Origin of the sequence: Blastochloris viridis (genome assembly GCF_001402875.1) — a bacterium.
GTDB lineage: Bacteria > Pseudomonadota > Alphaproteobacteria > Rhizobiales > Xanthobacteraceae > Blastochloris > Blastochloris viridis.
On sequence record NZ_CP012946.1, the window covers coordinates 1,060,576 to 1,085,907 of the forward strand.

At 68.0% G+C, this 25,332-nt stretch carries 21 protein-coding genes; 9 read left to right on the plus strand and 12 right to left on the minus strand.

The annotated features are described in order from the left end of the window. Nucleotides 1-8 precede the first annotated feature (8 nt). A complete protein-coding gene (locus tag BVIR_RS04720; RefSeq protein WP_055036656.1) occupies nt 9-1,115 on the minus strand; it encodes an efflux RND transporter periplasmic adaptor subunit in 1,107 nt (368 codons plus the stop codon). Nucleotides 1,116-1,321: 206 nt separating this feature from the next. Here BVIR_RS04720 and BVIR_RS04725 point away from each other — a divergent pair, with 206 nt between their 5' ends. The 3 genes from BVIR_RS04725 to BVIR_RS04735 all read left to right on the plus strand — a co-directional run bounded on the left by BVIR_RS04725 (nt 1,322) and on the right by BVIR_RS04735 (nt 4,587). Beyond that, complete coding sequence (locus BVIR_RS04725; RefSeq protein ID WP_055036657.1) at nt 1,322-2,374, plus strand: NAD(P)/FAD-dependent oxidoreductase; 1,053 nt, start codon at nt 1,322-1,324, stop codon at nt 2,372-2,374. 392 nt (nt 2,375-2,766) lie between these two features. Further along, nucleotides 2,767-3,408 carry a class I SAM-dependent methyltransferase gene (locus tag BVIR_RS04730; protein WP_055036658.1) on the plus strand — a complete coding sequence of 214 codons (642 nt, stop codon included), beginning with the start codon at nt 2,767-2,769 and terminating at the stop codon, nt 3,406-3,408. 48 nt (nt 3,409-3,456) lie between these two features. Continuing rightward, a complete protein-coding gene (locus BVIR_RS04735; RefSeq protein WP_082416708.1) occupies nt 3,457-4,587 on the plus strand; it encodes a YihY/virulence factor BrkB family protein in 1,131 nt (376 codons plus the stop codon). Here the strand turns inward: BVIR_RS04735 and BVIR_RS04740 are convergent. Beyond that, entirely contained in the window at nt 4,535-6,577 is a 2,043-nt protein-coding gene (locus BVIR_RS04740) for an SGNH/GDSL hydrolase family protein (RefSeq protein WP_055036660.1), read from the minus strand. The two genes, BVIR_RS04735 and BVIR_RS04740, sit on opposite strands and share 53 nt — an antisense overlap. 446 nt (nt 6,578-7,023) lie before the next feature. Here BVIR_RS04740 and BVIR_RS04745 point away from each other — a divergent pair, with 446 nt between their 5' ends. Beyond that, nucleotides 7,024-8,676 carry a methyl-accepting chemotaxis protein gene (locus tag BVIR_RS04745; protein WP_236823710.1) on the plus strand — a complete coding sequence of 551 codons (1,653 nt, stop codon included), beginning with the start codon at nt 7,024-7,026 and terminating at the stop codon, nt 8,674-8,676. A 611-nt stretch (nt 8,677-9,287) separates the two neighbouring features. After that, complete coding sequence (locus BVIR_RS04750) at nt 9,288-11,237, plus strand: methyl-accepting chemotaxis protein (protein ID WP_145911861.1); 1,950 nt, start codon at nt 9,288-9,290, stop codon at nt 11,235-11,237. A gap of 168 nt (nt 11,238-11,405) precedes the next feature. On the opposite strand, the gene BVIR_RS04755 is transcribed toward BVIR_RS04750, so the two are convergent. After that, nucleotides 11,406-11,975, minus strand: a complete 570-nt coding sequence (locus tag BVIR_RS04755) for a hypothetical protein (protein WP_055036663.1) — start codon at nt 11,973-11,975, stop codon at nt 11,406-11,408. Nucleotides 11,976-12,307: 332 nt separating this feature from the next. Between BVIR_RS04755 and BVIR_RS04760 the strand changes: the two genes are divergently transcribed. After that, nucleotides 12,308-13,483 (plus strand): vWA domain-containing protein, encoded by a 1,176-nt coding sequence (locus tag BVIR_RS04760; RefSeq protein ID WP_055036664.1) that lies wholly within the window; start codon nt 12,308-12,310, stop codon nt 13,481-13,483. Between the two features lie 204 nt (nt 13,484-13,687). Here BVIR_RS04760 and BVIR_RS04765 read toward each other — a convergent pair whose 3' ends face one another. After that, on the minus strand, nt 13,688-15,043 hold the full coding sequence (locus BVIR_RS04765; RefSeq protein ID WP_060832920.1) for an outer membrane protein: 1,356 nt from the start codon (nt 15,041-15,043) through the stop codon (nt 13,688-13,690). A gap of 106 nt (nt 15,044-15,149) precedes the next feature. After that, nucleotides 15,150-15,401 (minus strand): hypothetical protein, encoded by a 252-nt coding sequence (locus BVIR_RS04770; protein WP_055036666.1) that lies wholly within the window; start codon nt 15,399-15,401, stop codon nt 15,150-15,152. 172 nt (nt 15,402-15,573) lie between these two features. On the opposite strand from BVIR_RS04770, the gene BVIR_RS04775 reads away from it, so the two are divergent. Continuing rightward, nucleotides 15,574-15,915, plus strand: a complete 342-nt coding sequence (locus BVIR_RS04775) for a DUF423 domain-containing protein (RefSeq protein ID WP_055036667.1) — start codon at nt 15,574-15,576, stop codon at nt 15,913-15,915. A gap of 27 nt (nt 15,916-15,942) precedes the next feature. On the opposite strand, the gene BVIR_RS04780 is transcribed toward BVIR_RS04775, so the two are convergent. The 5 genes from BVIR_RS04780 to BVIR_RS04800 form a co-directional block, all read right to left on the minus strand. Beyond that, nucleotides 15,943-18,102: a TonB-dependent receptor family protein gene (locus BVIR_RS04780; protein WP_055038685.1), complete on the minus strand. Its 2,160-nt coding sequence runs from the start codon at nt 18,100-18,102 to the stop codon at nt 15,943-15,945. A 543-nt stretch (nt 18,103-18,645) separates the two neighbouring features. Further along, a complete protein-coding gene (locus tag BVIR_RS04785) occupies nt 18,646-19,086 on the minus strand; it encodes a universal stress protein (protein ID WP_055036668.1) in 441 nt (146 codons plus the stop codon). Between the two features lie 55 nt (nt 19,087-19,141). Next, a complete protein-coding gene (locus tag BVIR_RS04790; RefSeq protein WP_055036669.1) occupies nt 19,142-20,386 on the minus strand; it encodes a YcjF family protein in 1,245 nt (414 codons plus the stop codon). 2 nt (nt 20,387-20,388) lie between these two features. Continuing rightward, nucleotides 20,389-21,864 carry a YcjX family GTP-binding protein gene (locus BVIR_RS04795; protein ID WP_055036670.1) on the minus strand — a complete coding sequence of 492 codons (1,476 nt, stop codon included), beginning with the start codon at nt 21,862-21,864 and terminating at the stop codon, nt 20,389-20,391. Beyond that, nucleotides 21,864-22,388: a SixA phosphatase family protein gene (locus tag BVIR_RS04800; RefSeq protein ID WP_055036671.1), complete on the minus strand. Its 525-nt coding sequence runs from the start codon at nt 22,386-22,388 to the stop codon at nt 21,864-21,866. The genes BVIR_RS04795 and BVIR_RS04800 overlap by 1 nt, the downstream gene beginning before the upstream one ends. Nucleotides 22,389-22,464: 76 nt before the next feature. Here BVIR_RS04800 and BVIR_RS04805 point away from each other — a divergent pair, with 76 nt between their 5' ends. Beyond that, nucleotides 22,465-23,826, plus strand: coding sequence for an NAD(P)/FAD-dependent oxidoreductase (locus tag BVIR_RS04805; protein ID WP_055036672.1), 1,362 nt, complete (start codon nt 22,465-22,467; stop codon nt 23,824-23,826). Between the two features lie 9 nt (nt 23,827-23,835). On the opposite strand, the gene BVIR_RS04810 is transcribed toward BVIR_RS04805, so the two are convergent. Together BVIR_RS04810 and BVIR_RS04815 are read right to left on the minus strand one after the other, a co-directional pair. Further along, nucleotides 23,836-24,078 carry a helix-turn-helix domain-containing protein gene (locus BVIR_RS04810; RefSeq protein WP_055036673.1) on the minus strand — a complete coding sequence of 81 codons (243 nt, stop codon included), beginning with the start codon at nt 24,076-24,078 and terminating at the stop codon, nt 23,836-23,838. 8 nt (nt 24,079-24,086) lie between these two features. Beyond that, complete coding sequence (locus tag BVIR_RS04815; RefSeq protein ID WP_055036674.1) at nt 24,087-24,629, minus strand: DUF2975 domain-containing protein; 543 nt, start codon at nt 24,627-24,629, stop codon at nt 24,087-24,089. A gap of 85 nt (nt 24,630-24,714) precedes the next feature. Between BVIR_RS04815 and BVIR_RS04820 the strand changes: the two genes are divergently transcribed. Then, nucleotides 24,715-25,305: a hypothetical protein gene (locus BVIR_RS04820; protein WP_145911860.1), complete on the plus strand. Its 591-nt coding sequence runs from the start codon at nt 24,715-24,717 to the stop codon at nt 25,303-25,305. Nucleotides 25,306-25,332: the final 27 nt, after the last annotated feature.

Sequence of the window (25,332 nt, forward strand, 5' to 3'; positions counted from 1 at the left end):
GACGGCGCTCAGCTCGACTTCTCGACGGGACGGGCGTCGACGGCCACGCCCGGCCGGACGCGCTGCTGGCCCTGGACGATGACGAGGTCGCCGGCGGCGACACCCTCGGTCACCACCGCGATGCCGTCGCGCTGCTGGCCGATCACGATACGGCGACGCTCCACCACATTGCCCTTGCCGACCACGAACACGTACGGCCCGGACTGGTCGACCGCGAGCGCGGCCTGCGGAATGGTGATCACCTTCTCCGGCTCGGCCTGCTCGAGGGTGACGCGCACGCTCTGGCCGTCGGACAGCATCCGCTTTTCGTTGGTGAACATGGCGCGGATGGTCTGGGTGTCGGTCCTGGAATCGGCCTGGACGTCGATGAAATCGACCTTGCCGGTTTCCGGCGCGAACGAGCCGGCGGCAAGGCGGACGCGCACGGTGATCTCGGCGTCCGGCCGGCGGTGGGCGAAGAGCAGCTCGCGCTGGGTGATCGGGAACAGCACCTGGACCTGATCGTCGCGCACCAGGGTGGCGAGCGTGCCGGAGGAGGGGCCGACATAATTGCCCTGGGTGATGATGGCGCGGCCGATGCGGCCGGCGATCGGCGCGGTAATCTCGGTATAGGACAGCTGGATCTCAGCGTCGCGCACCTGCGCCTGGGCTTGCAGCACGTCGGCGCGGGCGCGGGCATCGTCGGCGATGCGCTGGTCGAGCTGGGCCTGGGAGGCGGTGTTGCGGGCGGCGAGATCGCGGGTGCGGTCGAGCTGGACTTTTGCGTTGTCACGCGTCGCCTCGGCGGCGGCGAGGCTCGCCTTCTTCTCGTCCAGCGCCACCTTGAACGGCTCCTGCTCGATCACGAACAGCACCTGGCCGGCGGTGACACTGCCGCCCTCCTCGAACTGGCGGGGACCGATGAAGCCTTGGACGCGGGCGCGCAGGTCGACCTTCTCGAGGGCCTGGACCTTACCGATATACTCCGCCTGCTGAGCGAACGCCTTCAACTCCGCCGCCTGCACCAGCACCGCGGGCGTCTGGCCCTGCGCCTGCTGGGCAATGGCCGGCGTTCCGGCGAGAGCGAGGTACGAGATTAGGGCGAGCCGCGAGGCCCCGAGTTTCTGCACCGCCATATTGAGATCCCCCAAGGTCGATGCCACGCATACAGTGGAAGTATTTATGAAACACGACCGTACGTCGCGGGCGCGGTATCCGATTAGAACCGGTCCAGGCGCAATTATTTGCCGCCTTCGCACCTCTCCGGGCTTGGCGGGGCGGCGCGGGGAGCGCTAAACGAAGCCCGCTCCCTTTCCGAAAGCCCGTTTCAAGAGGTTCGACAATGCAGGAACCCACCGCCGCCCCGACCGGCGACGTCATTGAAACCGACGCCCTGATCATCGGCGCCGGCCCGATCGGCCTGTTCGCGGTGTTCGAACTCGGCCTGCTCGACGTCAAGGCGCACCTCGTCGACATCATGGACAAAGTCGGCGGCCAGTGCTCCGAGCTCTATCCCGAGAAGCCGATCTACGACATTCCCGGCTATCCCGAGATCAGCGGCCACGACCTGGTCAACAAGCTGATGGAACAGATCAAGCCGTTCGGGCCGACCTTCCATCTCGGCGAGATGGTCGAGAAGGTGAAGCACCGGCCGGACGGCGGCTTCGAGGTGGTGACCGACGGCGGCAAGACCTTCCACACCAAGGTTGTGGTGATCGCGGCCGGCGGCGGCTCGTTCCAGCCCAAGCGCCCGCCGATCCCAGGCATCGAGCACTATGAAGGCCGAAGCGTCTTCTATTCGGTCAAGAAGATGGAGGCGTTCCGCGGCAAGAAGGTGCTGATCGTCGGCGGCGGCGATAGTGCGCTCGACTGGACGCTGAACCTGCAGCCGCTGGCCGAGCGCCTGACCTTGATCCACCGCCGCGACGAGTTCCGTGGCGCGCCCGACAGCGAAAAGAAGATGCGGGCGTTGGTCGAGGCCGGGGCGATGGACCTCAAGATCGGCCAGGTGCTGAGCCTGCGCGGCGAGGGCGGCCAGCTCGAAGCGGCGGTGTGCCGAGACAATGCCGGCGGCTCGTTCGAGATCGCGGTCGACACCATGCTGCCGTTCTTCGGCCTGACCATGAAGCTCGGTCCGGTGGCGCACTGGGGGCTGGAGCTGCACGACAATCTGATCCCGGTCGACACCGCGGCGTTCGAAACCTCGGTGCCGGGCATCTTCGCCATCGGCGACATCAACACCTATGCCGGCAAGCTGAAGTTGATCCTGTCCGGCTTCCACGAGGGCGCGCTGATGGCCCAGAAGGCGGCGCGCTACGTCTATCCGGACAAGCGGATGGTGTTCCAGTACACCACCTCCTCGACCAGCCTGCAGAAGAAGCTCGGCGTGAACTGAGCGGCGGGGGCTGGGATCACGGCGGTTGCGGCGGTGCGGGATGGCATTCCCGCTGCCGCGACCGGTGGCGGAGGATGTTCCCCGAACGCCGACCTGTCGTCCCCGGCGAGCATCGCTTGAGCGATGCGAGGGAAGGGGACCCAGGGACCATGGCGATTTGTCGCTTTCAGGCGGCGTTGAAACCGCGCCAAGCTTGTGCGCCGATCGCAACGTCTGCCGGCGTCGCGGCCTTTGGGTTCCCGTCCCCTCGCCGCTGACGCGGCTCGGCCGGGAACGACCGGTGGCGGTATCGGCGCCGGACCTTCGACGGATCGTTTCCCGGCGAAACCGTCGTTCGGTCACCATCCGTTCGTGTTTCCGTGGGTAGATTCGCCGTTCACGGGGACATCTTTATGGGACTCTACGGCCGCTATATCGCGCCGCGCCTGGCCGACTTGGTGTGCCGGCGCTCGGACATCGCCGCCGAACGGGCAGCGCTGGTGCCGCGCGCCGAGGGCGTGGTGGTGGAGATCGGCATCGGCACCGGCCTCAATTTGCCGTTCTACGACCGGCGCAAGGTGAGCCGGGTGTTTGGCATCGACCCCGGCCAGGGCTTCCTTGAGGTCGGGCGCGATCGTTTTGCCGACAGCCCGGTGGCGGTGACGGTGATGACGGCGCCGGCCGAGGCCATTCCGCTGCTCGCCGGGAGCGCCGACAGCGCGGTGATGACCTACACACTATGCTCCGTCATCGATCCGGTGCAGGCGTTGCGCGAGGTGCGGCGGGTGCTCAAGCCCGGCGGCGCGCTGTACTTCCTGGAGCACGGTCGCTCCGAGGCGCCGTGGGTGGCGCGCGGCCAGGACCTGCTGAACGGGATGTGGAAGCCGATCTCGTGCGGCTGCAACCTCAATCGCGACGTGCCGATCCTGCTCGCCAAGGCCGGCTTCCTGTTGGAGGAGGTGGAGCGGTTCGACCTCGCCGGCGCGCCGCGCATCATCGGCGCCCACGTCCGCGGCCTGGCACGCAAAGGTCCTTCGGCCGACCAGGGAACGTGACCGCCTCTGACCGGTTCTTTCGCCATCGCTTGGTCTTCGGAGAACAGCATGGCGGACCGTCCGGCGCGGGGGACGAGCCTGTCCCGGTACATGGTGGCCCTCGCCGCGCTCGGGGTGCTGTACGGCCTGTTGCGGAACCACTCCGGCGAACCGGCGACGGCCAGCCGGCGATCGGCGCGGGGTGCGCTCGCCGCACCCGCCTCGGAGGAGGCGGGGCAGGTCGAGCGCGGGCAGGCGGCGACCCGGCCGCGGGACGCCCCGGCACCGGGCTGGATGGATGTGGCGTGGCGGGTGGGGAGGGAGATCGGCAACCACCGGGTTCTGGCGGTCGCCGGGGGTGTCACCTTCTACGCGCTGCTGGCGCTGTTCCCGGCCATCGCGGCGCTGGTGTCGCTCTATGGCCTGTTCGCCGACGCATACACCATCAACGACCACATCCGCGGCCTGTCGGCGGTGGTGCCCGCCGGCACGCTCGACATCGTCGCCGACCAGGTGCAGCGCATCGCCTCCCAGCGCCACGCCAGCCTGAGCGTGGGACTCATGGTCGGCCTTCTGGTGTCGCTGTGGAGTGCCAATGCCGGCATGAAAGCCATCTTCGATGCCCTCAACGTGGTCAATGACGAGACGGAGAAGCGGGGCTTCGTCCGGCTGACGGCGCAGACGCTGCTGTTCACGCTGGGCGGCCTCCTGGTGCTGGTGCTGGCGCTGGTGTCCATCGTGGTGGTGCCGGCGGTGCTGGCTTGGCTCGGTCCCTGGCTCGGGCCGGGCGGCACCGAGCCGCTGGTGGCGGCGCTACGCTGGCCGGTGCTGCTGGTGGCGATCGGCGTCGGGCTGGCGGTGCTCTATCGCTACGGCCCGAGCCGGCAGCGGCCGCGGGGACGCTGGATCAGCCCCGGCAGTGCGTTCGCCGCGCTGGCCTGGCTGGTGGTGTCGCTGGCGTTCGCCTGGTACGTGGCGAACTTCGCCAACTACAACGCCACCTATGGCTCGCTCGGCGCGGTGATCGGGCTGATGATGTGGATGTGGCTCTCGGTGGTGGTGGCGCTGGTCGGCGCCGAGATCGACGCGGCGCTGGAGCACCAGACCGCCCAGGCGTCCACCCGCGGCGCCGGCGACGAGGCGCGGATCACGGCGGCGCGGCCGGGAGCGCCGCCCCAGGCGGGGGCAGCGGCTCGGTGAAGACCTGCTGCGGGGCGGTGAGGTGGAGCAGGCTGCGCACCGCCGGCATGGCGGCGTCCGCCATCGCGGCGTGGCCCTCGGCGGTGGGGTGGATGGCGCCGCCATAGACCGCGGTCTTCAGGCCCCACAGCCCGTCATGATTGCTTTGGGGCTCCTGCAGTACGCCGTAGGGGAACGTCATCGCCGCGAAATAGGCATCGTTGGGGGTGCGGATCCAGCGCGCCCGCGGCGCGTAGGGGCGATAGTCGGACGGGTTGCAGCCCTCGACCATCGGCTGCTCCAGCGCGTCGATGTCGGTGCGGAAGCTTGAGCCATCCTTCTTGAAGCAGGCGACGTCGAACGCCGGTTCCGTCACGGTGGGGTCGGCCGGCTGGGTGGCGCAGAAGCCGGCACGGGCGAAGGCGTGCTCGTGGCCGTCGACGAAGGTCATGCGGTCCTTATCCGGTTCGGCGCAGCCGCCGGTCGCGGTGCAGCGTGCCAGCGACTCCAGGCGCGGAAAGAAGCTGCGCACCACGAAGTCCGACACCGCCTGCAACCGGGCGGCCGAGATCTCGAAGGCGGGATGGATGTCGGTGCCGTGGCGGCCGCTGCCGCACACCTCGCCGGGCGCCGCCAGGCCGGGGTGGCCGTAGCGGACATAGACCACCTTCTGCAGCGAGCCGCCGAGCAGCGGCTTCAGCGCCGCGCGCAGCTTCTTGAAGTTGGCGGGCAGCTCCTTCTGCAGCAGCGCTGCCGCCTCCTTCGGCGTCTTGATCATGCCGAAGCGGTTGAGGATGGCGTATTCGTCCTGGGAGGGGTCGACCATGACGTGGGCCACCATCGGCGAGAAGCCGATGTCGTTGGCGCCGATGGTGAGCAGCAGCAAATCGAGGTCGCGCTCGGGCGCGGCCTTGAGGTAACGCGCGAGCTGGCTCACCTGCGGCGGCACGGTGGTGGCGCATTTGCGGCTGCCGGCGGCCTGCTCGCAGGCCTTGGCGAAGTCGCGGATCGATTGGGTGCCGAGCAGCCCGTCCTCGATCTGGGCGCCGGTGCAGGCCAGCGGCAGGTAGGTCACAGCGACGTGCGGGTTCTCCACCGCCACCGCCAGCGCGGTGCGGACCTGGTAGCCGTAGAGCGAGCGGTGGCAGGCCGGGCTCATCCAGTCGGCGCCGGCGCGTGCCCACTCGCCTCGGGCGGGGTCGGTCGCCTCGCGCGCCGGCGTGGTCGAGCCGCAGTCGCGCACGCCGCGGAAATCGCGACGCGACGGCCTGAAGAACTCGGAGAAGGTGCCGGCCAGCAGGCGACGGTAACAGAAACCCTTGTCGGACAGCATCACCGGCGAATCCGGGTTGCCCTCGCCGGACGCGATGGAGTCGCCCATGCCGGCAACCAGCAGGTCGGTGACCGCGACCTCGGCTTCCAGGATCGCGACGATCTCCTCGCCGCGCTGCACGGTGACCGAAACCTTGGTGCCGATCCCGAAGGCGAGGTCGTCGATCACCTCGGCCGCGCACGGCGCCTGATAGCGGCGGCCGGGCGGCTTTTCGTCCCACAGCGTCCACACGCAGGTGAGGTCCGGCTCGGCCGGCAGGTTCTTGATGAGGAAGCCGGCGCGGTGGTCGCGCGGGTTGAGGTAGCTCTCGGTCTTGTTGCGGTCGCTGCCCGGCTTGCCGGTGCGGGGCAGCTCGTAGCTGCGTTCGCAACGCTCGGCCGCGGTGTTGGCGACCGGGTCGAAGCAGAGCTGGTGCACCATGTCGCGGGCCCAACCGAAGCCGTCGGTGCCGCGCGCCAGCTTGCGCTCGACATCGAGAATGGTGCTGCCGCTGCCGTGGGCGACGACATGGGTCTGGAAATCCTGCTCGCTCTTGAACAGCCGGAAGCGGTTCTTGACCTGCCAGTCGATGCAGGGCTCGGCGGCGTCGGCAGCACAGACCTGGGCCGATGCTGCCTGCGGCGACAGCGCGGCGGCGAACGACAACAGAACGGCGGCGGCTGCGAGGCAGGCGCGCATCACGAAATCCCTTGAGTGGCTGACAATCCGGCCCGACGGCGGCGACCGTTCCTCAATGGGGGATGCTGCGGGCGATTTTTGGGCGGCTGCGCTGCGGGCGCGCGCACCGTCGCCGGGTACCGCCAAATGTAACTAATCGGGCAACATGCCAAATCCCGCATAATTTGCTTTTTCGCCACAAAGGTTACCTCGGAATTTTTCGTCTCATATCGGATTGTATAACGGTAGATTGCATAAAGTAAAACCTGCAACGCTAGATCTATCAAAACGATACGACGCTAAGTTTAGCGAGCTCCATACTTTGTTTACTGGTTATGTTTATGGTTAAAACCACGCAGCGGGCGGGGCACGGCGGTGTCCGCCTGAATTGATAGCTGCGCTCTAATGGCGAGGGTAAGATTATGTCACAATTCCGAATACTGACGAAGATACTCAGTATCATAATCGTGCTGAGCTGTGTCGCCGCGGCGATATCTTATATTGGCATCAGTTCGCTCGGCGCGCTGAATGACGCAACCGACCGAATGGAAGCGGCGACGGGAAACGCCCTTGAAGCCCAACGACTGGCGGCCAACTTGGTCGCAGCCAATCGCGGCGAATTTCGCATCGCTGCCGACCCGCGGCCGGACTCCTATCGCGAGGCGCGCGGCGCCATCGACGCGGAGTTGGCGACGATGCGCCAGCGCCTCGAAACGCTGAACCGCGACCTCGCCGGCGCCGAGCGCGCCAAGTTCGACGCGGTGCGCGTCAAGTTTGCCGAATATGAGCGCGAGCTTCAGGGCACGTTCCGGGCGGCTGAAGCCGTCCGCAATTTCGAGATGACCGACGAACTGATGCGCCTGCGCGACGAGACCCTGTCCAGCCGCAAGGTGGCGGAAGAGGCCCGGACGATGCTGCGTGCGCTCGCCACCGACCTCGACAACATCGTCGCCGCGGAATCGAAGGCGGCCACGGACGAATACAAGTCGGCGAGCCGGCTGATGATGGTGTTCTCGGCCGTTGGCATCGCGTTCGGCCTCGTCATGGGCTTCATCATCGGCCAGTTCGGCATCGTCAAACCGATCCGCGATCTCGTCGCGGCGCTGCAGCGCCTCGCCAATGGCGATTACAGCTTCGAGGTGCCTGGCGCCGACCGCAAGGACGAAGTGGGCGAGGTGGCCCGCACGGCGCGAGTGTTCCGCGACAACGGCCTGGAAAACCAACGCATGCAGGAGGAGCAGAAGGCGGCCGAGGCCCGCGCCGCCGTCGAGAAGAAGCAGGCGATGCACCAGCTTGCTGATGGTTTTGAGGGTGCGGTCGGCGGCATCATCGGTGCGGTGTCGAGCGCCTCGACCCAGTTGCAGGGCGCGGCCCAGACCATGTCGGCGGCGGCCGAACAAACCAACCGCCAGTCCACCGCCGTCGCCTCGGCGTCGGAGGAGGCGTCCTCCAACGTGCAGACCGTGGCGTCGGCGGCCGAGGAGCTGGCGGCGTCGGTGTCGGAGATCGGCCGGCGGGTCAACGAGTCCGCCCAGATCGCGGCGGAAGCGGCGCGTGACGCCGATGCCACCGCCGGCAAGGTCGCCCGGCTGTCGCAGGCGGCGCAGAAGATCGGCGATATCGTCGGGCTGATCTCGACCATTGCCGGCCAGACCAACCTGCTCGCCCTCAACGCCACGATTGAGGCTGCCCGTGCCGGCGATGCCGGCAAAGGCTTTGCGGTGGTGGCGTCCGAGGTGAAGTCGCTGGCCGACCAGACCGCCAAGGCCACCGCGGAGATTTCGGCGCAGATCGAGGAGATCCAGGCATCCACCTCGGACTCCGCCCACGCCATCGGCCAGATCACCGAGACCATCCGCAAGATGAACGAGATCGCCACCACCATCGCCTCGGCTGTGGAGGAGCAGGGCGCGGCGACCACGGAAATCGCCCGCAATGTTCAGCAGGCCTCCGCCGGTACTGCGGAAGTGTCGAGCAACATTGTCGGGGTGACGCGGGCGGCGTCCGACTCATCGGCGGCGTCGAGCCAAGTGCTGTCGGCGGCCGGCAACCTCGCCAGCCAATCCGACCAGCTCAAGCACGAGGTTACCCGCTTCCTGGCCACGGTGCGCGCGGCCTGAACCTTCGCACCTGCGATCTCGGACGGCCGCGGCTCGCCGCGGCCGTTGCCGTTTTGGTAACCGCTATCTCCGCAGCGGGCACAATCCTGGCCTGTTCAATCTGCATGGCAAAACCACCCTAGCGGGAAGGCTGAAATTTCAGCAGCCAATTGCGGCATTCAACCATGGCGATAATAGTCGCGTGGCCAACCGGAGTGAAAGGTAAGATCGGTATGGGCGTCGCCATCGAAGGATATTTGACGCGTTGGAGACAACGACGAAATAATACATATGTATTTTCGTTGAATTATCCGCTCTTGGTCTTTGTTGTAAAATTCATTACGCCAATATCGCTTGACGTTAGCCAAATGTAGCGGACGCCTATTTTCCGTTTAACGGAGCCGTCTTTCGAGGCATCAGAAATTGTTAATCCGAGTAACCTTTGATCATTCCCAACCGGAAAGTCGAAACGATCCGGATGCGCAGAGCCAGACCGCCTGCTGCGTGCCGCCCGCCGTGGCTGCGGGCGAGGCTTTGCGGACCTTGGGTTGAGCATGGGGCAAGAGACGATGCGTCTGAACTTCAAGATCGGTCAAAAACTCGCAATAAGCTCGACAATCGGGATTCTCCTGGTGCTGTCGTTCGTTATCGTCGCGCGCGTCTCGCTGGACGCGATCGAAAGTGCCAACACCGCGCTGGAGAAGGCGTCCGGTCTCGTCGGCAAGCTGACGGACTCCAAGATCAACCTGCGCGACACCGTCGAGCTGTATTACCGGGCGAAATCCGCCAGCACGGCCGAGGCAATCGACAAGTATGCCGCCGACTTCGAAAAGGTGGCGCCGCCGCTGGCGGACTATGTCGGCACCGTCGCCGAGAAGGCCGCCATCGCCGCCAATCGCGAGCGCATGTCGCGCGCCAAGGTGCAGCTCGACGGCTATATTTCCGGCTGGCGCGAGGGGGTGGGGCTGCAGCGCCAGCTCATTCTGTCGCAAGGCAAGGCGAGCGAGCTGTCCGAGGCCTGGACCAAGGCCCTCGCCGCGGCGAGGGTGTCGGCCGGCCGCATCGGGCAGAACGTCGGCGACCAACTCGACACCGTCGCGGTCGGTGTCGGTGTCGCCAACACCGGAATCTGGCGTTATTTCGCCACCGAAGACGACAAGCTGAAGGATGAGGTTCATCAGGCGCTGGTCGCGGCTGGCCGCGGTCTTCGCGAGTTGCAGACCAACGAGCACGCCCAGCCGATGGCGGCGTCGCTGTCGTCGTTGAGCGAGTTGACCGGCCGCTTTGCCTCGCTGTTCGAGGCCATCAGCAGCGCCGCGACCCAGCGCACCGTGATCATCCGGGGCATCACGCCGAAGCGAGCCGAGGTCACCCGGCTGATCGACGAGACGCTCGACGCTGCCAAGGTGTTCGTCGAGGAGCGCCATCACGACGTCAAGTCTGAGATCGGCACTGCCAAGACCATCGGTCTGGTGCTGGGCGGGCTGACGGTGGCGGTGCTGGTCGCCTCGACCGTGTTCGGCTTCGTCGGCGTCGGCAACCCGGTTCGCCGCATCGCCGGTGTGCTCGAGCATTTGGCGGAGGGAAACAAGGCCGTCGACATCCCCTTCACCACCCGCGGCGACGAGGTGGGCGAGACCGCACGTGCCGCCCAGGTGTTCAAGGACAATCTGGTGCGGATGGAGCAGCTCGACGCCGAGCGCCAGGAGGCCGAGGCTCGCGCCGAAGCCGAGAAGAAGCAGGCGATGCACCAGCTCGCCGACACCTTCGAGGGCGCGGTCGGCGGCATCATCGGTGCGGTGTCGAGCGCGGCGGCCCAGTTGCAGGGCGCGGCGCAGACCATGTCGGCGGCTGCCGACCAGACCAACCGGCAATCGAGCGCAGTCGCCTCCGCTTCGGAGGAAGCCACCTCCAACGTCCAGACCGTGGCCTCGGCGGCGGAAGAACTGGCGACCTCGGTCGCGGAAATCGGGCGCCGGGTGAATGAGTCCGCCAAGATCGCTGCGGAAGCGGCGCGCGACGCCGACGCCACCGCCGCCAAGGTCGGGCGGCTGTCGCAGGCGGCGCAGAAGATCGGCGACATCGTCGGGCTGATCTCGACCATCGCCGGCCAGACCAACTTGCTCGCCCTCAACGCCACCATCGAGGCGGCGCGGGCGGGCGATGCCGGCAAGGGCTTTGCAGTGGTGGCGTCCGAGGTGAAGAGCCTCGCCGACCAGACCGCCAAGGCGACGGCGGAAATCTCGGCGCAGATCGAGGAGATCCAGGCCTCGACCGCCGATTCCGCCCACGCCATCGAGGCGATCACCGAAACCATCCGCAAGATGAACGAGATCGCCACCACCATCGCCTCCGCGGTGGAGGAGCAGGGTGCGGCGACGACCGAAATCGCCCGCAACGTCCAGCAGGCGTCAAGCGGCACGGCGGAGGTGTCGAGCAATATCGTCGGGGTGACGCGGGCGGCGGCCGATTCCTCGGCGGCGTCGAGCCAGGTGCTGTCCTCGGCTGGCAACCTCGCCAGCCAGTCCGGCCAGCTCCGGGCCGAGGTCGATCGCTTCCTCGCGACCGTGCGGGCGGCCTGACGCGGTCTCTGCCGGAGATCGTGTGATCGAGGCTTGTGCGCGTCCCTCCGCGCCGCGTGTCCGGCGCGGGGGGACCTCGATCGCTGGTTCGGGCTGCGCTGGGTGCCGTCCGCGGGGCTCGGTGGGCGAGGCACCGCGACCACAGACCCGGCGGTTGTCGCGGTCCGGTCAGACCAGATGCGGCGCGTCGAATTGGTAGGCGTGAACCACGCGACGGGCGACGTCGCCGGGGTCGGCCAGTCCGCCCAGCACCAATTCCGTCCCCGAATTCGAGCCGTCGACGATGGTGAGGGTCACCGCACCGGAGCCGTCGCGCTGGCGAACCACGTCGATCCAGGCGATGCGGTCGGCTGGCGTTGCCGACAGCCGCGGGATCGCGCCGTCGCGCAGCACCAGGATATGGCGATCGGTCAGGCCATAGACGGTTTCGTTGGCGCGGCGCCAGAAGCCAAACGCCGCACTGGCGATCACGACCGCGCCGACCAGCAGCGCGAGGCCGGCGTAATAGGCCGGGCCGCTGCCGGCGGCGAGCGCCAGCACCGCGCCGAGCGGGACGGCGATGGCGCCGATCCATAGCGGCACCATGAAGCCGCGGTCGCGCACCACCGCCCATGCGTCGGGGCGGTCCGCCCAGATCAGCCGTTCGCCGGGCTCGAGATGGTCGAACAGCCGCGCCGCTGCGGCGCGATTGCCGACGCTCGGCGTCTTCGGGGCAGGGAAGGGGACCACCACCGCCATCGCTCGCTCGTTGTCGTCAACTGCCGGGGCCAACCGGTGCAAGCCGCTTCCGCCGGTCGGCAGCGCGGATAAGGTCCGGCCGCGCTCCCGACCGACGTCGCCAAATTGTCGGATGATTACGGTGCGACGGGCCAATCGAGCTGTCAATTGCGCGACGCCGCCGGCTTCCTCCCGGCAGATGCGGCGCCGTCGCGACGGTCGCCGACCGCTCGTGCCGATGCCGCGACCGAACGCCGCATTTCCGCTGCCGCGGTCGCGGTAATGGCGTCGCGGCCGTCGCCAGGATTGCTATGTTAAGTGACCGCGGCGATGTCCGGCTGGGAGCTTGCGCCATGTTCGTCACCTTCTTTCAGGAGTTGAAGGCTGCCGGCCTGCCGGTGACCTTGCGCGAATACCTGACGCTGATGGAAGGAATGGAGCGCGACGTCGCCGGGCACCGGGTCGAGGACTTTTACTTTCTCTCGCGTGCCGCGCTGGTGAAGGACGAGCGCAACCTCGACAAGTTCGACCGGGTGTTCGCCCGCATCTTCAACGGCGTCGCCACCGTGGCCGACGCCGCCGAGGCCGAGATTCCGTCCGAATGGCTGATGAAGCTCGCCGAGAAATTCCTGACCGAGGAGGAGAAGGCCAGCATCGAGGCGCTGGGCGGCTGGGACAAGCTGATGGAGACACTGCGTCGCCGGCTCAAGGAGCAGACGGGGCGCCATCAGGGCGGTTCGAAATGGATCGGCACCGCCGGCACCTCGCCGTTCGGCGCCTATGGCTACAACCCCGAGGGTATCCGCATCGGCCAGGACGAGAGCCGCCACCGCCGGGCCGTCAAGGTGTGGGACAAGCGCGAGTTCAAGGACCTCGACGGCGACGTCGAGCTCGGCACCCGCAATATCAAGATCGCGCTGCGCCGGCTGCGCCGGTTCGCCCGCACCGGGGCGGCCGACGAACTCGACCTCGACGAGACCATTCGCGGCACCGCCCACAAGGGCTTCCTCGACATCCACTTACGGCCGGAACGGCACAATGCGGTGAAGGTGCTGATCTTCTTCGACGTCGGCGGCTCGATGGACTGGCACGTCGCCGCGACCGAGGAACTGTTCTCGGCGGCGCGCAGCGAGTTCAAGCATCTCGATTATTTCTACTTCCACAACTGCCTTTACGAGCGGGTGTGGAAGTCGAACGCCCGCCGCCACCAGGAGACCATCCCCACTTGGCAGGTGCTGAACACCTATGGCGCCGACTACAAGGTGATCTTCGTTGGCGATGCCTCGATGAGCCCGTACGAGATCACCGTGCCGGGCGGCTCGGTCGAATATCTCAACGACGAATCCGGCCAGGTCTGGCTGGAGCGGGTGTTCGCGGCCTATCCCCACGCGGTCTGGCTCAATCCGGTGGCGCAGGGCCATTGGGAGATCACGACCTCGATCCGCATGATCCGCCATATGGTCGGCGGGCGGATGTTTCCGCTGACGCTGGAGGGGCTGGACGCGGCGATGCGCGAGCTCGGCCGCTGACACGGCCGGCCCGTCGTTCCGTCGCCGACACCCGGCTCCGAGCATCGCATTTCGGTACGCCGCGCCTGCACCGGGAGGGGCGGTGCTGTGCCAGACGGTTCTCTCGCGCAAAGTCCGCGTTGGAGAGAACGAGCGTTGCACAAAACAAAACGGGCCGGCTTGGCGGCCGGCCCGAAGATGGTCGTTCAAACGATTGGTGATCGCTCAATATTTGGCAACCACCGGCTCGGGCGCGCCGAACTTGTACGACAGCCGGGCCAGCACGGTTGAAACGGTGATGTCGTTCTTGAAGGAGGTGTAGTAAATGTCAGGCGTCGCGAAGCCGCCGTAGGTCTGGTCGCCGAGGTCGATGTAGTTGTATTCGACGCCGACCAGCCAATTGCCCCAGGCGTATTCGACGCCGCCGCCGATGGTCCAGCCGATATGCTGCTCGGACTGCTGGAACGAAGCCACGGGATCGAAGAGCGACTGCTTGACCTCACCGAAGGCGGTGCCGCCCTTGCCGTAAACCAGCCACGGCCCGATGGCGTAGCCCAGTCGCGCGGTCACGGTGCCAAACCAGGTCAGCTTGGATTCGAGCGTCGTGAAGCCGTCGCTGAAGTTGCCCTTGACGTCGCCGCCGGAAATCGCGAGCTCGGTGCCGAGCACCCAGTTGTTGCCGAACTGGGTGAGGAAGCCGAGATGGCCACCGAACACGCCGCCATCGATATCGTGGTCGGCCGAACCCGCGTCGGCGAGGTCGGTCTCGCCCCAGGCATAGCCGCCGAGCACGCCGAGATAGAAGCCGTTCCAATTGCCGCCGGGGGTTTGCGGCCCGAGGAGGGCGGCGGTGAGCGGGTTGCCGCCGGCGCCGAACTTGTAGGACAGCCGGCCGAGCACCGTGCTCACGGTAACGTCCTGCTTGAGGTCTGCTGCAATGCCGGTCGCGACGGCGCCGCCATAACGCTGGTCGCCGAGGTCGACGTAATTGTACTCGACGCCGAGGATCCAGTTCGGTGCCAGCGCGTATTCGAGGCCGACGCCGGCGGTCCAGCCGACGTGGTCGTTCTTCTCGCGGAAGTACAGCGAGCCATCGGACAGCGTGGTCTTGACCTCGCCATAGGCGATGCCGGCCTTGCCGTAGAGCAGCCACGGGCCGCTGGCGATGCCGAGACGGGGCGTGAAGGTGGAGAGGTTGTCGATTTCGGTCTTGTAGGCCGCGTCGGGGAAGGCCCCGAACAGACTGGCGTCCTTGCCCTCGATGCTTGTCCACGCGGTGGTGGTCTCAAGGCCGAACACCAGATTGCCGATCTGCCAATTATAACCGATCTGCAAGCCGAACAGCCCGCCGTCGATGTCCTGGTCGAAGCCGCTTCCGCTCGGAGCAAACACCGTATTGGCCGGGTGGAACGTTTGGTCGGCGCTGCCCCAACCATAGCCGCCGTGGATGCCGGCGTAGCCGCCGCTCCAGCTCCAGGCCGGCGCCGACACCACCGGCGCCTTGGTCCGCAGGTCAGCAGCAGCGGCCGGCCCGGCCAATCCCACCACACACAGCAATCCACCGATCGCGATACGTTTCATGTCCGCCGCCTCTGAGTCGTCTCGTTTGTCGATCAAGACTAGTCCAGGAATGCACGCAGGACTGGTGCCCGGATGCAACAGTGACGTTTTTTCGTGCGCGATGTCGTCAACGGACCTGGCCGGTCAGTTCCTCTGACAGCTTGGCGAGACGATCCAGAATATGAATAACCGTTACGTACCCGATGTATATGAGAAAAAACGAATTAAAAATCGGGATGATGGAAAGCAAAACCCATAATAATTTATTCTTACCAAGGCGGTCCGCTAGAAAATAGTTGCCGATCGCGAGCGGCAATCCAATCATAAAGTATGGGATCAGCGTTATGTATAGCTCGGGCGTTTCGAAGTTGTTCAGCATTGGTGTCTTCCTGTCGATGCGGCAAAATGGGTTGGTGAGCGCGCAGCCGCAGGTTGGGCGTGGGCGTCAATAAAACCCCAGCGCTGTGGCTGGTGCAATTGAGAGATGGTGCCAAAGGCTTTGCGAGCGAGCCGGTTGCAGCGCGGTCCGCACCGAACGGAAGGACGATGAGATGACGGGCGAGAGGTCTCCCACGGTGGCGAGCGGGCTGGCGGGGGCGGCGGGCGTTGCGCTGGCCGCGGCCGGGGCGCACGGCGGCAATGGCGGGCTTGAGACTGCCGGGCTGCTGCTGGTGATGCACGCGGCGGCGGTGCTGGCGCTGGCCGGACGCGGCGGCGCGTATGCGCTCGCCGCCGCGGTGTTGCTCGGCGGCAGCGTGCTGTTTGCCGGCGACCTCACGGCGCGGGCCTATTTCGACACCCGCCTGTTTCCCTACGCCGCGCCGACCGGCGGGGTGATGATGATCGCCGGCTGGCTCGGCGTCGCGCTCACCGCGCTGAGGGGCCGGGGGTAGGCGACACCGTCGCCCGACCTCCCTTGATCAGAACCGCACCTTGGTGCCGGCGTAGAAAGCGCGGCCGTCGCCGGGCAGGAATGCCGCCTGATAGGCGTTCGCCGCCCGGCCGAGCGTCAGCGTCGCGCCGATATAGTCGGCATCGAACAGGTTGCGCACCTCGCCATAGATGTCGAAGCTCGGCGTCGCCGCCCAGTTGGTGCGGACGTTCACCACCGCGAACGCATCGGAATAGAGCGTATTGGCGTTGTCGACCGGCACGTCGTCCAGCGTCCATTGCACCTCCGCCTCGATCCACCACGGTGCCGTCACCGCGTAGCGCAGCGCGGCGACGATGAAGTGGCGCGGCGCGCCGGCGATGCGGTTGTCGCCGTAGAGCGGGTCGCGGTCGAAGCGGAAGTCCTGGTAGGTGTAGGCGAGGCGCGCGGACAGCCGATCGGTCAGCTTCAGCGTGCCGCCGAGTTCGACGCCGAAATGGGTGGTGTCGGTGGCATTGATGGTGGCGGCGACATTGCCGTCGGTGGTGCGGATCAGCTCGTTATCGAGCCAGGAATAATAGGCGACGACGTCCCAGCCGAGCCGGCCGGCGGTGCCGCGCCAGCCGGCCTCCAGCGTGGTTGCGGTCTCCGCCTTGAGGTCCGGGGTGAGGAAGCCGGTCGGGCTGGCGTTGACGCCGCCGCCGCTCGCCTCAAGCAGATCGTCGAAGGTGGGCGCCTCGAAGCTGCGGCTCAGCGCCGTGAACACCAAGCTGTTCGGCGCCAGCTGGTAGGTGAGGCCGAGGCTGGGCGAGACGGCGTCGTAGCTGCGCGAGAAGCTGGTGTCGGTGGCGGCCACGGTCGGCGTCAGCCAGCTGGTGCCGTTATAGGCCAGCCGCGGGCGGCGTGCCGCAGCATAGGTGTCGGTGCTGTCGCGGCTGGCGTGGGCGTAGGTGACCGCCGGCGACACCGTCAGCGTCGGGGCGAGCGGGATGTTGAAGCCGGCATTGAGCGACAGCGTGTCGGCGTCGAGGTCGTTGGCGCCGAACAGTGCGCCCTTGGCACTGCGGTCGTTGATGAAATAATTGCGCTCGGAGGCGCCGACCACATAGAGCGCGGTGGCCTCGAACAGCGGCAGCGCCGCGCCGGTGTCCGGCTGGTAGGCGTAGCGCAGCGACACCGTGGTGTCGCCGCCGGTGGTGTCGCGGTAGCCGGTGCCGATCGGGAAGCGGAAGCTGTCGTCGGTCCAGGCATAGCCGATCGCGAGGTCGAGGGTGTTGGCGCCGAAGGTGCCGGTGGTGCGCGAGCCGAGGCGGACCTGCTCGGTGTCGCGCCGCGGCCGGTCGCGCAGCACGTTGGGGCCGGCATTGACGCCGGGGATGGCGCCGGGCGCAGCCTGCCGCGGGTCGAGTTCGTACAGTTGTCGCGACAGCGGGCCGGGCACCTCGAAGGCGAGGTCGGTGTAGCCAAAGAACAGCCGGGTCGAGACGTTGTCGCTCAGCTTGGCACCGGCATTGACGGCGGCGGCGGTGCGCTCGGAGTCGTTCCAGTCGCGGTAGCCGTCGCGCCGGCTGGTGCTGATCTGGCCGAAGATGTCGGCATCGCCCTGGCGGGCGCCGGCGCGGGCAGTGGCGACGAGGTGGCCGAAGCTGCCGCCCTCGACGCCGACCTCGACCCCCGGCGCACGCGAGCCGGTCGGCGAGATGAAGTTGATGGCGCCGCCCAGGGTCTGGGCGCCCAGCCGGTTGGCGGTATAGCCGCGGAACACCTCGATGACGTCGGCCTGACGGGCGTCGATCAGCCCGACGATGTAGGAGCCGTCGGCGCGGTTGATCGGCAGGCCGTCCTGCAGCATCAGCAGGCCGCGCTCGGTCGGGTTGGATTGCAGCCCGGAGCCGCGGATGTGGATCTTGGGCTGGTCGTTGCCGCCCAGGAACGGCACCGCCACCACGCCCGGCACCCCGTTCAGGGTGTCGGCGATCGAGACGTTGGCCTTGCCGATGTTCTGGCTGGCATCGATCACGGCGGTGCCGCCGGCGGTGGCGGCGAGGCGCCGGCGCGCCTCGGCCTCGGTGGCCGGCTCGCCTTCGATCACCACCTCGTCCAGCGTCACCGTGCTGGCAGGGGCAGCCGATTGCGCCCGCACCGCGTCCGATGCGGCCAGCAGCGCCACCAGCGAGGCTGCACCCGCAACGAGATTGCCAATAATCACCCGGCCGCCGGCCGTTCGCAGCCGCGGACGCACAAGCCAAGACGAGATCACACTGCCCCCCGCGACCTAAGGTCAAGTTTCGCGGGCAGCAGTCTAAGATGAAGCGCGACCTTGGGGAAACGCTCCGTTCGTCCAATGAACGCGGGACCGTCGCTTTTTCTGTTGATCGTCATCCGCAGCAGGACGCAGCGCGCCAGATGCGGTTTGCGGTTGATCACGGAGGGATGTTGGCAACGCCGTTGCCGACAAATCGACGTTCGAAGCCGGGATTTCCAGCGCCTCGAATGCGAAATTCCGGCCTGATCGGCCGGATTTCGTCCGTTTGCCACCGGAATTCCGCCCCCCGGCAACGGCAACGCGAGCGGCGCCGCGTCGCCGTGGGCGACTGCGAGCCTAGCGGATCATGGGTCCCGGATCGCGCGGCTTCGCCGCTTGTCCGGGACGACAGCGCGAGGTCTCCGCCGCGGCCGGCCTTGGACGTTGGACGCCACGGCGCCGTGGCGCGCAGCGCGTACGGTTCCTGTTGAGGCGCGCCGACCGGAGTCAGCGCGGCTCGGACCGGCCACGCACCACCATCACCGAGCAATGGGCGTGGCGCACCACCTGCGCGGCATTGGAGCCGATGAAATAGGTGCGCAGGCCGGGGTCGTGCGAGCTCATCACGATCAGATCGGCACCGAACTCCTTGGCCTCCTCCAGCACCTCGTGGTGCACCGGGCCGATCCGCACCGCGGCGGAGATGTTGGCGGGGTGCAGATCGAGACCGGCACCAAGCTTGGCCAGCGCCTCGGTGGCGTTCTTCTGCTGGATATTGTCGAAGTCTGCCGGCAGGTATTCCGCCATCATCGCCGGCAGATGCTGCATCACATTGAGCAGACGCACGGCGGCGCCGTCGGTCCGCGCAATGCTCACGGTGGCGTCGAGCGCGGACTTGCAGAAATCCAGCTCTGCGAGATCGACCGGCACCAGGATCTTCTTGAACATGGAATGTCGCTCTTGGCTTTGAGACCCAACCTGAAAGAGGCATCCGCAATTCGGATCAGTTGCGGTCCTCTGCATTGTTATCGTCCGCCTTGGCCCGACGCATCAGGTCTGCTGCTAACTCGCGCACCGTCGGTTTCGGCAGCACCGAGAACGGCAGCGGGCGGATGGCGTAGATCGCGGCGACGCCGAGCCGGACGGTGAGCATGCCGTTGAGCAGGCCCTGGCCGAGCTTGGCCGACAGCTTGGCGGCGAGGCCGTGACCGACCATCTGCTGCAGCACCGCGTCGCCGGCGGCCAGGCTGCCCGTCACCGCCAGCAGCGATAGCGTCTGCCGGCCCAGCTTGAGCAGGCCGAGCGCGCCGGGGCGCCCACCATAAAGCAGGCCGAGCTTGCGAACCAGACTGATGGCGCTGGCGGCGACGAAAAGGAGGTCGATGGCGGCATTGGGCGACACCGCGGTGACCACCGACACCCGCGCCGCGGTTTCCGCCACCATGCGTCGGGCTTCGGCGTCGAGCGGTCCCATCAACTCGCGCTCGGCGAGATGGACGAGGTCGCGACCGTCGATGATCGCCCCCAGATGCTCGGTAAGCTCGGTGCGGGCGCGGGCAAGGCGCGGGTTGTCGGCGGCAAAGCCGATCAGCGAGGTGACGACGCTCTCGGCGCGGGCGCGGTCGTCGAGCGCGATCGCCTCTTCGCTTTCGGCGCGCACCTTGGCCATGTTCTCCAGCCGCAACAGGCCGACCAGCTCGCGCATGCCGAAGATGACGGCGGCAACGGCGACGATCAGCGCCAGAGCCGACGCCAGCGCGCCGAGCATCGCCGAGCGGGTGAACAGGTCCTCGATCAGCATCCAGACCTGGAGGCTGAGATAGAGCGAGATCAGGCCGCCGACCGCCGACCACGCTGCGGTGGCGAGCCGGCTTCTGGTCTTGGCCGCTGCGGGTGCCGCTGCGGTGGTGGCGGTCTGGGCGCGCGGCCGCGGCGTGGTGAGCGGCCTCGGCTCGACGTCGATGCGGGCGGTCGGCGGCTCCGGCGGTTTGGGGGCCGGCTTGGGCGCCGCCGTTGCGGCCGGTTGCGGCACGTCGGGCGACCCCGGCGCGGCGGTGGCCGATGCCGTTGCGGCGGATGGGGCGGGCGTCACCGGCTCGGGCACTTTTTCCAGCGGCGTCTCGGCCGGGCGCTGGGGTGACGGCGAGCGGGGCGCCGGCGGACGCACCGGCGCACTGGGATCGGACACGATGACCGAGGGGTCATCGAGGCGGAAGACGACGGGACGGCGGCGGGGCGGTTCGGTCATGGTCAACCCAAGCGATCGCCGAGGAGGAATTGCAGCGCACGGTCAAGGCGGATATGGGGCAGCGGTGCCCCGCGGGGAACGATGGGCGGGCGGAAACGCAGGAAGCGGTAGTCGGTTTCGGTCGGGTCGGCGGCGGTGAGGCCGCGGAACACCGACCGGCCACTGAACATCAGGTCGGGGTCCTTGGGCAATTCGCCCGGGAACATTGCCACCTCGGTCTTGCCGTCGAACACGTCGCCGCCGGCGCGCTCACCGGCCAGCGGGGTGCCGACGATCGCCTCGTACTCGTTGCCGCCGGTGCGCACCCGCGCCTCGCGAGTGGCCCGCACCGCGGCAACAGCAGCGACGTCGATGGCGGCGCCGGAATAGGACACCCGGCGGATGGCGCGGTCGGCCAGCCGGCGCAGGAACACCTCGAGCCGGTCGTGGCTGGCGTGGTGGAGGTGGTCGGCCTTGGTGGCGGCGAACATCACCCGGTCGATGCGCGGCCGGACGATGGACGACAGCAGCGTGCGCCGCCCGGTGCGGAACGATTCCAGGATGGTGCCGATGGCGTTCTCGAGGTCGCACACCGCCTCGGGCCCGGCATTGAGCGAGGACAGTGCGTCGACCAGCACGATCTGGCGGTCGAGCCGGGCGAAGTGGTGGCGGAAGAACGGCCGCACCACCGTCGAGCGGTAGGCCTCGTAGCGGCGCTCCATCATCGCCCGCAGCGAGCCGGGCACCGGCTCGCCGGGAAACTCGGGCAGATCGAGCGGGGCGAAGGTGAGCGCCGGCGAGTTCTCCAGATCCCCCGGCATCAGGAAGCGGCCGGGCGGCAGCAGCGACAGCGAGAAGCGCTCCTGCCGGCAGGCGGTGAGGTAGCGGCGGAACAGCGTCGCCGCCTTCACCGCCTCGTTCTCCTCGGCCGGGGCGTCGGGGTTCAGGGTCTGGAGGTGGATGTGCCAGTCGGCCGCGAGCGGCGCGCGCACCGGCTCGCGCGACAGCCGCACCGCCTCTTGCGACCACTCGGTGTAGCTGCGGTTGAGCAGCGGCAGGTCGAGCAGCCACTCGCCGGGATAGTCGACGATGTCGACGATCAAGGTGCGCTCGGCGGTGCCGAAGCCGCGTGCGGGCTGGTAGGTCACCGCGACGCGCAGCTCGGAGATCCGGGTGGTCGATTCCGGCCAGCGCCGGTCGGCCCCGGTGAGGGTGGCGATATGGCGCTCGACGTCGAAGCGAGGCACCGTGTCGTCGGGCTGCGGCTCCAGCGTGGCACGGGCGATGCGGCCGGACGCCATCGCCTCGAACACCGGCAACTGGCTGCCGCCTCGCAACAAGGCGTCGACCAGGGCGGTGATGAACACGGTCTTGCCTGCCCGCGACAGGCCGGTGATGCCGAGGCGGACGGTGGGACGGGAAAGCCCCCCGACATAATCGCGCGCCGCGCGGGCCGCGATGCGGGCGTCCTCAAGGTAATCGGTCCAGGTGGTCGCCATCAGTCGGCCGGGGCATCCAGCATCTTGGGTACGACGAATCGATCGAGTCGGCCGGAGCGGGGATGCACGACGCTCCAATCGTCGACGGCGAAGTCGATCACCGTCAAGCCGCCGGTGGGATATTTCTCGGCGAGGCGGCGGCGGGCCTCGGCGTCGCCGGTGGCGATCATCCGCAAGGCGAGGTCCTGCAGGCCGGGATTGTGGCCGACCAGCAAGAGCAGGTGGCAGTGTTCGGGCTGGTCGCGCACGACGCACAGCAGGCTGTCCGCGCTTGCCTCATAAATGCGCTCGTCGACCACCGGCTCGATCAGCCCGGCAAGCGGTTTCGACGCCAGCTCCCACGTCTCCAGGGTCCGGCGGGCCGGCGAGACCACCGCGCGGTCCGGTACCAGCGCGTGGTGGGCGAGATAGGCGCCCATCAGGGGTGCGGCCACGCGGCCGCGGTCGTTGAGCGGGCGGCCGCGGTCGGCGGTCGTTTGCGACCAATCCGACTTGGTGTGACGGAGCAGCATCAGTCGGCGCATGAATCGGGTGACCTCCGCGTCGATCTCGACATTCCGGGTTATTGCTCCCCGGAGGCCGGCCGTCTACACCCCTCGCATGCTCAGCTCGGCCAACGGCACCTTCTACGAGACCGGCGCGGTGGCGCGGCCGCCGCGGCCTCTGCTCGGGGCGGAGCTCGATTGCGAAATCGTCGTGGTCGGCGGGGGGCTGGCCGGGCTGTGGACGGCGCTGGAACTGGCGCGGCGCGGCCGCGACGTGGTGGTGGTGGAGGCCGGCCGCATCGGCGAGGGCGCCTGCGGCCGCAACGCCGGGTTCGTCAGCCCGGGCTATGCCGAGGACCCGGCAAAAATCGTCGCCCGGGTCGGCGAGCGCCATGCCCGGGCGTTGTGGCGGCTTTCGGTCGAGGGCGTCGAGGCGGTTCGCACGGCCGCCGCCGATATGCCGGGGGTCGATCCGGTGGCGGGCCGGCTGATCGCCTTCCGCACCGCGGGCGAGGACGCGGCGGCGCGGCTGGCCGAACGGGTGGCGCGGTGGGGCTCGCTGGCCGAGCTGTGGCGAGGCCCTGAGGTGCGGGAGGTGCTGGCGACGGCGCGCTACCGCGCCGCGCTGGCGCTGCCCGAGGGATTCCACCTTCACCCGCTCAATTTCGTGATCGGGCTTGCTGCAGCGGTCGAGGCCGCCGGCGGGCGCATTTTCGAGCAGTCGCCGGTGGTTCACGCCGATCTTGACGGCGTACGCAAGCGGATCGAAACCCCGCAGGGGCGTCTGCGGGCGCACGAGGTGGTGGTGTGCGGTTCGGCCGGGGTCGGCCGCGCGTTCCCAGTGCTGGCGCAATCGATCGTGCCGGTGGCGACCCATATCGGCGTCACCGCCCCGCTCGGCGACCGGCTCGCCGCGGCGATTCGCTATTCCGGGGCGGTGTCCGACAACCGGCCCGGCGGCGACAACTTCCGCGTTGTCGGCGAGCGGCTGCTGTGGGGCGGCCGCATCACCACCCGCACCCGGCCGCCGGCGCAGCTTCACCGCCTCATAGCCTCCGATATCGCCGCGGTGTTCCCACAGCTTGCCGGAATCGAGGTCGCCCACGCCTGGAGCGGGGTGATGGGCGTCGCCGCCCACAAGATGCCGCAGGTCGGCCGGCTCGGCCCCGGCCTGTGGCTCGCCTCGGCGTTCGGCGACCACGGCCTCGCCGCCACCGCCAGCACCGGCTGGCTGATCGCCTCAGCCATCCTGGACGGCGACGACCGCTGGCGGTTGTTCATCCCGTTCGGCCTGGTGCCGGCCGGCGTGCTCGGCCGCATTACCGTTCAGCTCGGCTATTGGTCGATGCAATTGCGCGACCGCCGCGACGAGATGCTGCTGCGGCGGGCAGAGCAGCGGGAGAAAGCCGAGGCGCCGCCTGCGATCTTGCCGCCGGCCTCGGCCAGCGATCTGGTTGCACCGCCGCCGATGGCTTGAGCGCGGGGATCAACCCTCCCCGCTGCCGTCCTCGGCATCTGGGCCATGGTCTGGGCGATATTCCAGGATGTCGCCGGGCTGGCAGTCCAGCGCCTCGCAGATGCGGGCGAGGGTATCGAAGCGGATGCCCTTCACCTTGCCGGATTTCAGCAGCGAGACGTTGGGCTCGGCGATGCCGATGCGTTGCGCGAGTTCCTTCGAGCGCATCTTGCGCCGCGCCAGCATGACGTCGAGATTGACGATAATCGGCACGGCCGCCCTCACACGAAGCTGGCGTTCTCTTCGGCAAGGCGCGCGGCTTCCCGCATCACCCGCGCCACTGCCACCAAGACGCCGCCGACGATCAGCGCGAAATAGTCGTTGATGCTGAGCGTCAGCACCAAGAGGCGCTGGCCGGGCGGATTGGCGTAGGAGGTGACGAGCGCCAGCGCCGTCGCGGTCAACGGGCCGAGCGGGGCCTGCGCCAGCACCGTGATGCCGAACACCTCCAGCCGGCGGCAGGCGGCTGCGCTGAACACGTCGCCGCGCGCGAACTCTCCGAATAGGCCGCGCACCGCCCATAGCCCGTAGAGCATCACTCCGATCGGCACCGCGACCACCGCGGCGACCCCCAGCTTTGTCGTCGGCGTCAAAGGCAAGGCGATGCCGGTCTGGCCCAGCCGGGCGAGCAGCAGGTTTCGCGTCCAGTCGGGGATGACCAAGGCCAGCACGGCGCCGGCGGCGATGAGCACGATTCCGGCGATCGCGACGATCTCGAACGTGCGCGACAGCCGGCGCACACGGTTGAGCGGGGTGTCCATCATGGTGGGGACCCTTCGTTGACACGTGATAAAATTAATGTGCTACATTAAAAATATCATGTCAATGGAGGTGGTCATGGTGGGGTGCATGCTTGCAGCGGGAAGGACGTGCGGGCGCTGGCTGTCGCGGTGTGTCCTGCTCACCGCGCTGGGAGGCTGCGGCCATGTGCCGGTGGCCTCGATGATCGAGCTGGCGAAAATCGACTTCGCCACCACCGATTTTGCCGAGTTGCGGGCGGCGGCGACGCTGCCGCCGCCGCTGGCGCCACGGCGCGACCAGACCCGGCTCAAGCTGATGGTGGCGTTCAAGGACGGGGAGCGCGAGGAGCGCGTGTTCGTGCTGCGCGAGGTGACCGATCCGGCCGAGCGCGCCCAGGTGGCGCGGTTGGGGGCGGGCACCACCGCCTTCAGGCTCGACCCGGCCGATGCCGCCAAGCTCGCCGAGGCGCGCACCGAGATCAAGCAGCGCAAGGCCGAAGGCCGGCGCGGCTCGGTCACGCTGTCGGTGGAGCCGGGGGCGTGCCGCACCGCGCCACTGCCGGCGGGACCGCTTCCGGTGTCGACCTATCTGCGCACCGCGGAAACCGGGGGCTATGTCGCGCTCACCCGCGATGCCGATCTCATCGCGCTGATCGGCGCTGACAAGATCGCCGAGATCCCCTTGTGCGACGGGGCATAATCGTTTCCGGCATCACGACGTGATCTG

Coding starts and splice junctions, on each gene's coding strand:
- BVIR_RS04740 (WP_055036660.1), bottom strand. CDS start 6,577: ATGCGCGCCTGCCTCGCAGCCGCCGCCGTTCTGTTGTCGTTCGCCGCC.
- BVIR_RS04755 (WP_055036663.1), bottom strand. CDS start 11,975: ATGGCGGTGGTGGTCCCCTTCCCTGCCCCGAAGACGCCGAGCGTCGGC.
- BVIR_RS04760 (WP_055036664.1), top strand. CDS start 12,308: ATGTTCGTCACCTTCTTTCAGGAGTTGAAGGCTGCCGGCCTGCCGGTG.
- BVIR_RS04725 (WP_055036657.1), top strand. CDS start 1,322: ATGCAGGAACCCACCGCCGCCCCGACCGGCGACGTCATTGAAACCGAC.
- BVIR_RS04765 (WP_060832920.1), bottom strand. CDS start 15,043: ATGAAACGTATCGCGATCGGTGGATTGCTGTGTGTGGTGGGATTGGCC.
- BVIR_RS04730 (WP_055036658.1), top strand. CDS start 2,767: ATGGGACTCTACGGCCGCTATATCGCGCCGCGCCTGGCCGACTTGGTG.
- BVIR_RS04720 (WP_055036656.1), bottom strand. CDS start 1,115: ATGGCGGTGCAGAAACTCGGGGCCTCGCGGCTCGCCCTAATCTCGTAC.
- BVIR_RS04785 (WP_055036668.1), bottom strand. CDS start 19,086: ATGTTCAAGAAGATCCTGGTGCCGGTCGATCTCGCAGAGCTGGATTTC.
- BVIR_RS04775 (WP_055036667.1), top strand. CDS start 15,574: ATGACGGGCGAGAGGTCTCCCACGGTGGCGAGCGGGCTGGCGGGGGCG.
- BVIR_RS04790 (WP_055036669.1), bottom strand. CDS start 20,386: ATGACCGAACCGCCCCGCCGCCGTCCCGTCGTCTTCCGCCTCGATGAC.
- BVIR_RS04795 (WP_055036670.1), bottom strand. CDS start 21,864: ATGGCGACCACCTGGACCGATTACCTTGAGGACGCCCGCATCGCGGCC.
- BVIR_RS04770 (WP_055036666.1), bottom strand. CDS start 15,401: ATGCTGAACAACTTCGAAACGCCCGAGCTATACATAACGCTGATCCCA.
- BVIR_RS04820 (WP_145911860.1), top strand. CDS start 24,715: ATGCTTGCAGCGGGAAGGACGTGCGGGCGCTGGCTGTCGCGGTGTGTC.
- BVIR_RS04805 (WP_055036672.1), top strand. CDS start 22,465: ATGCTCAGCTCGGCCAACGGCACCTTCTACGAGACCGGCGCGGTGGCG.
- BVIR_RS04800 (WP_055036671.1), bottom strand. CDS start 22,388: ATGCGCCGACTGATGCTGCTCCGTCACACCAAGTCGGATTGGTCGCAA.
- BVIR_RS04815 (WP_055036674.1), bottom strand. CDS start 24,629: ATGATGGACACCCCGCTCAACCGTGTGCGCCGGCTGTCGCGCACGTTC.
- BVIR_RS04735 (WP_082416708.1), top strand. CDS start 3,457: ATGGCGGACCGTCCGGCGCGGGGGACGAGCCTGTCCCGGTACATGGTG.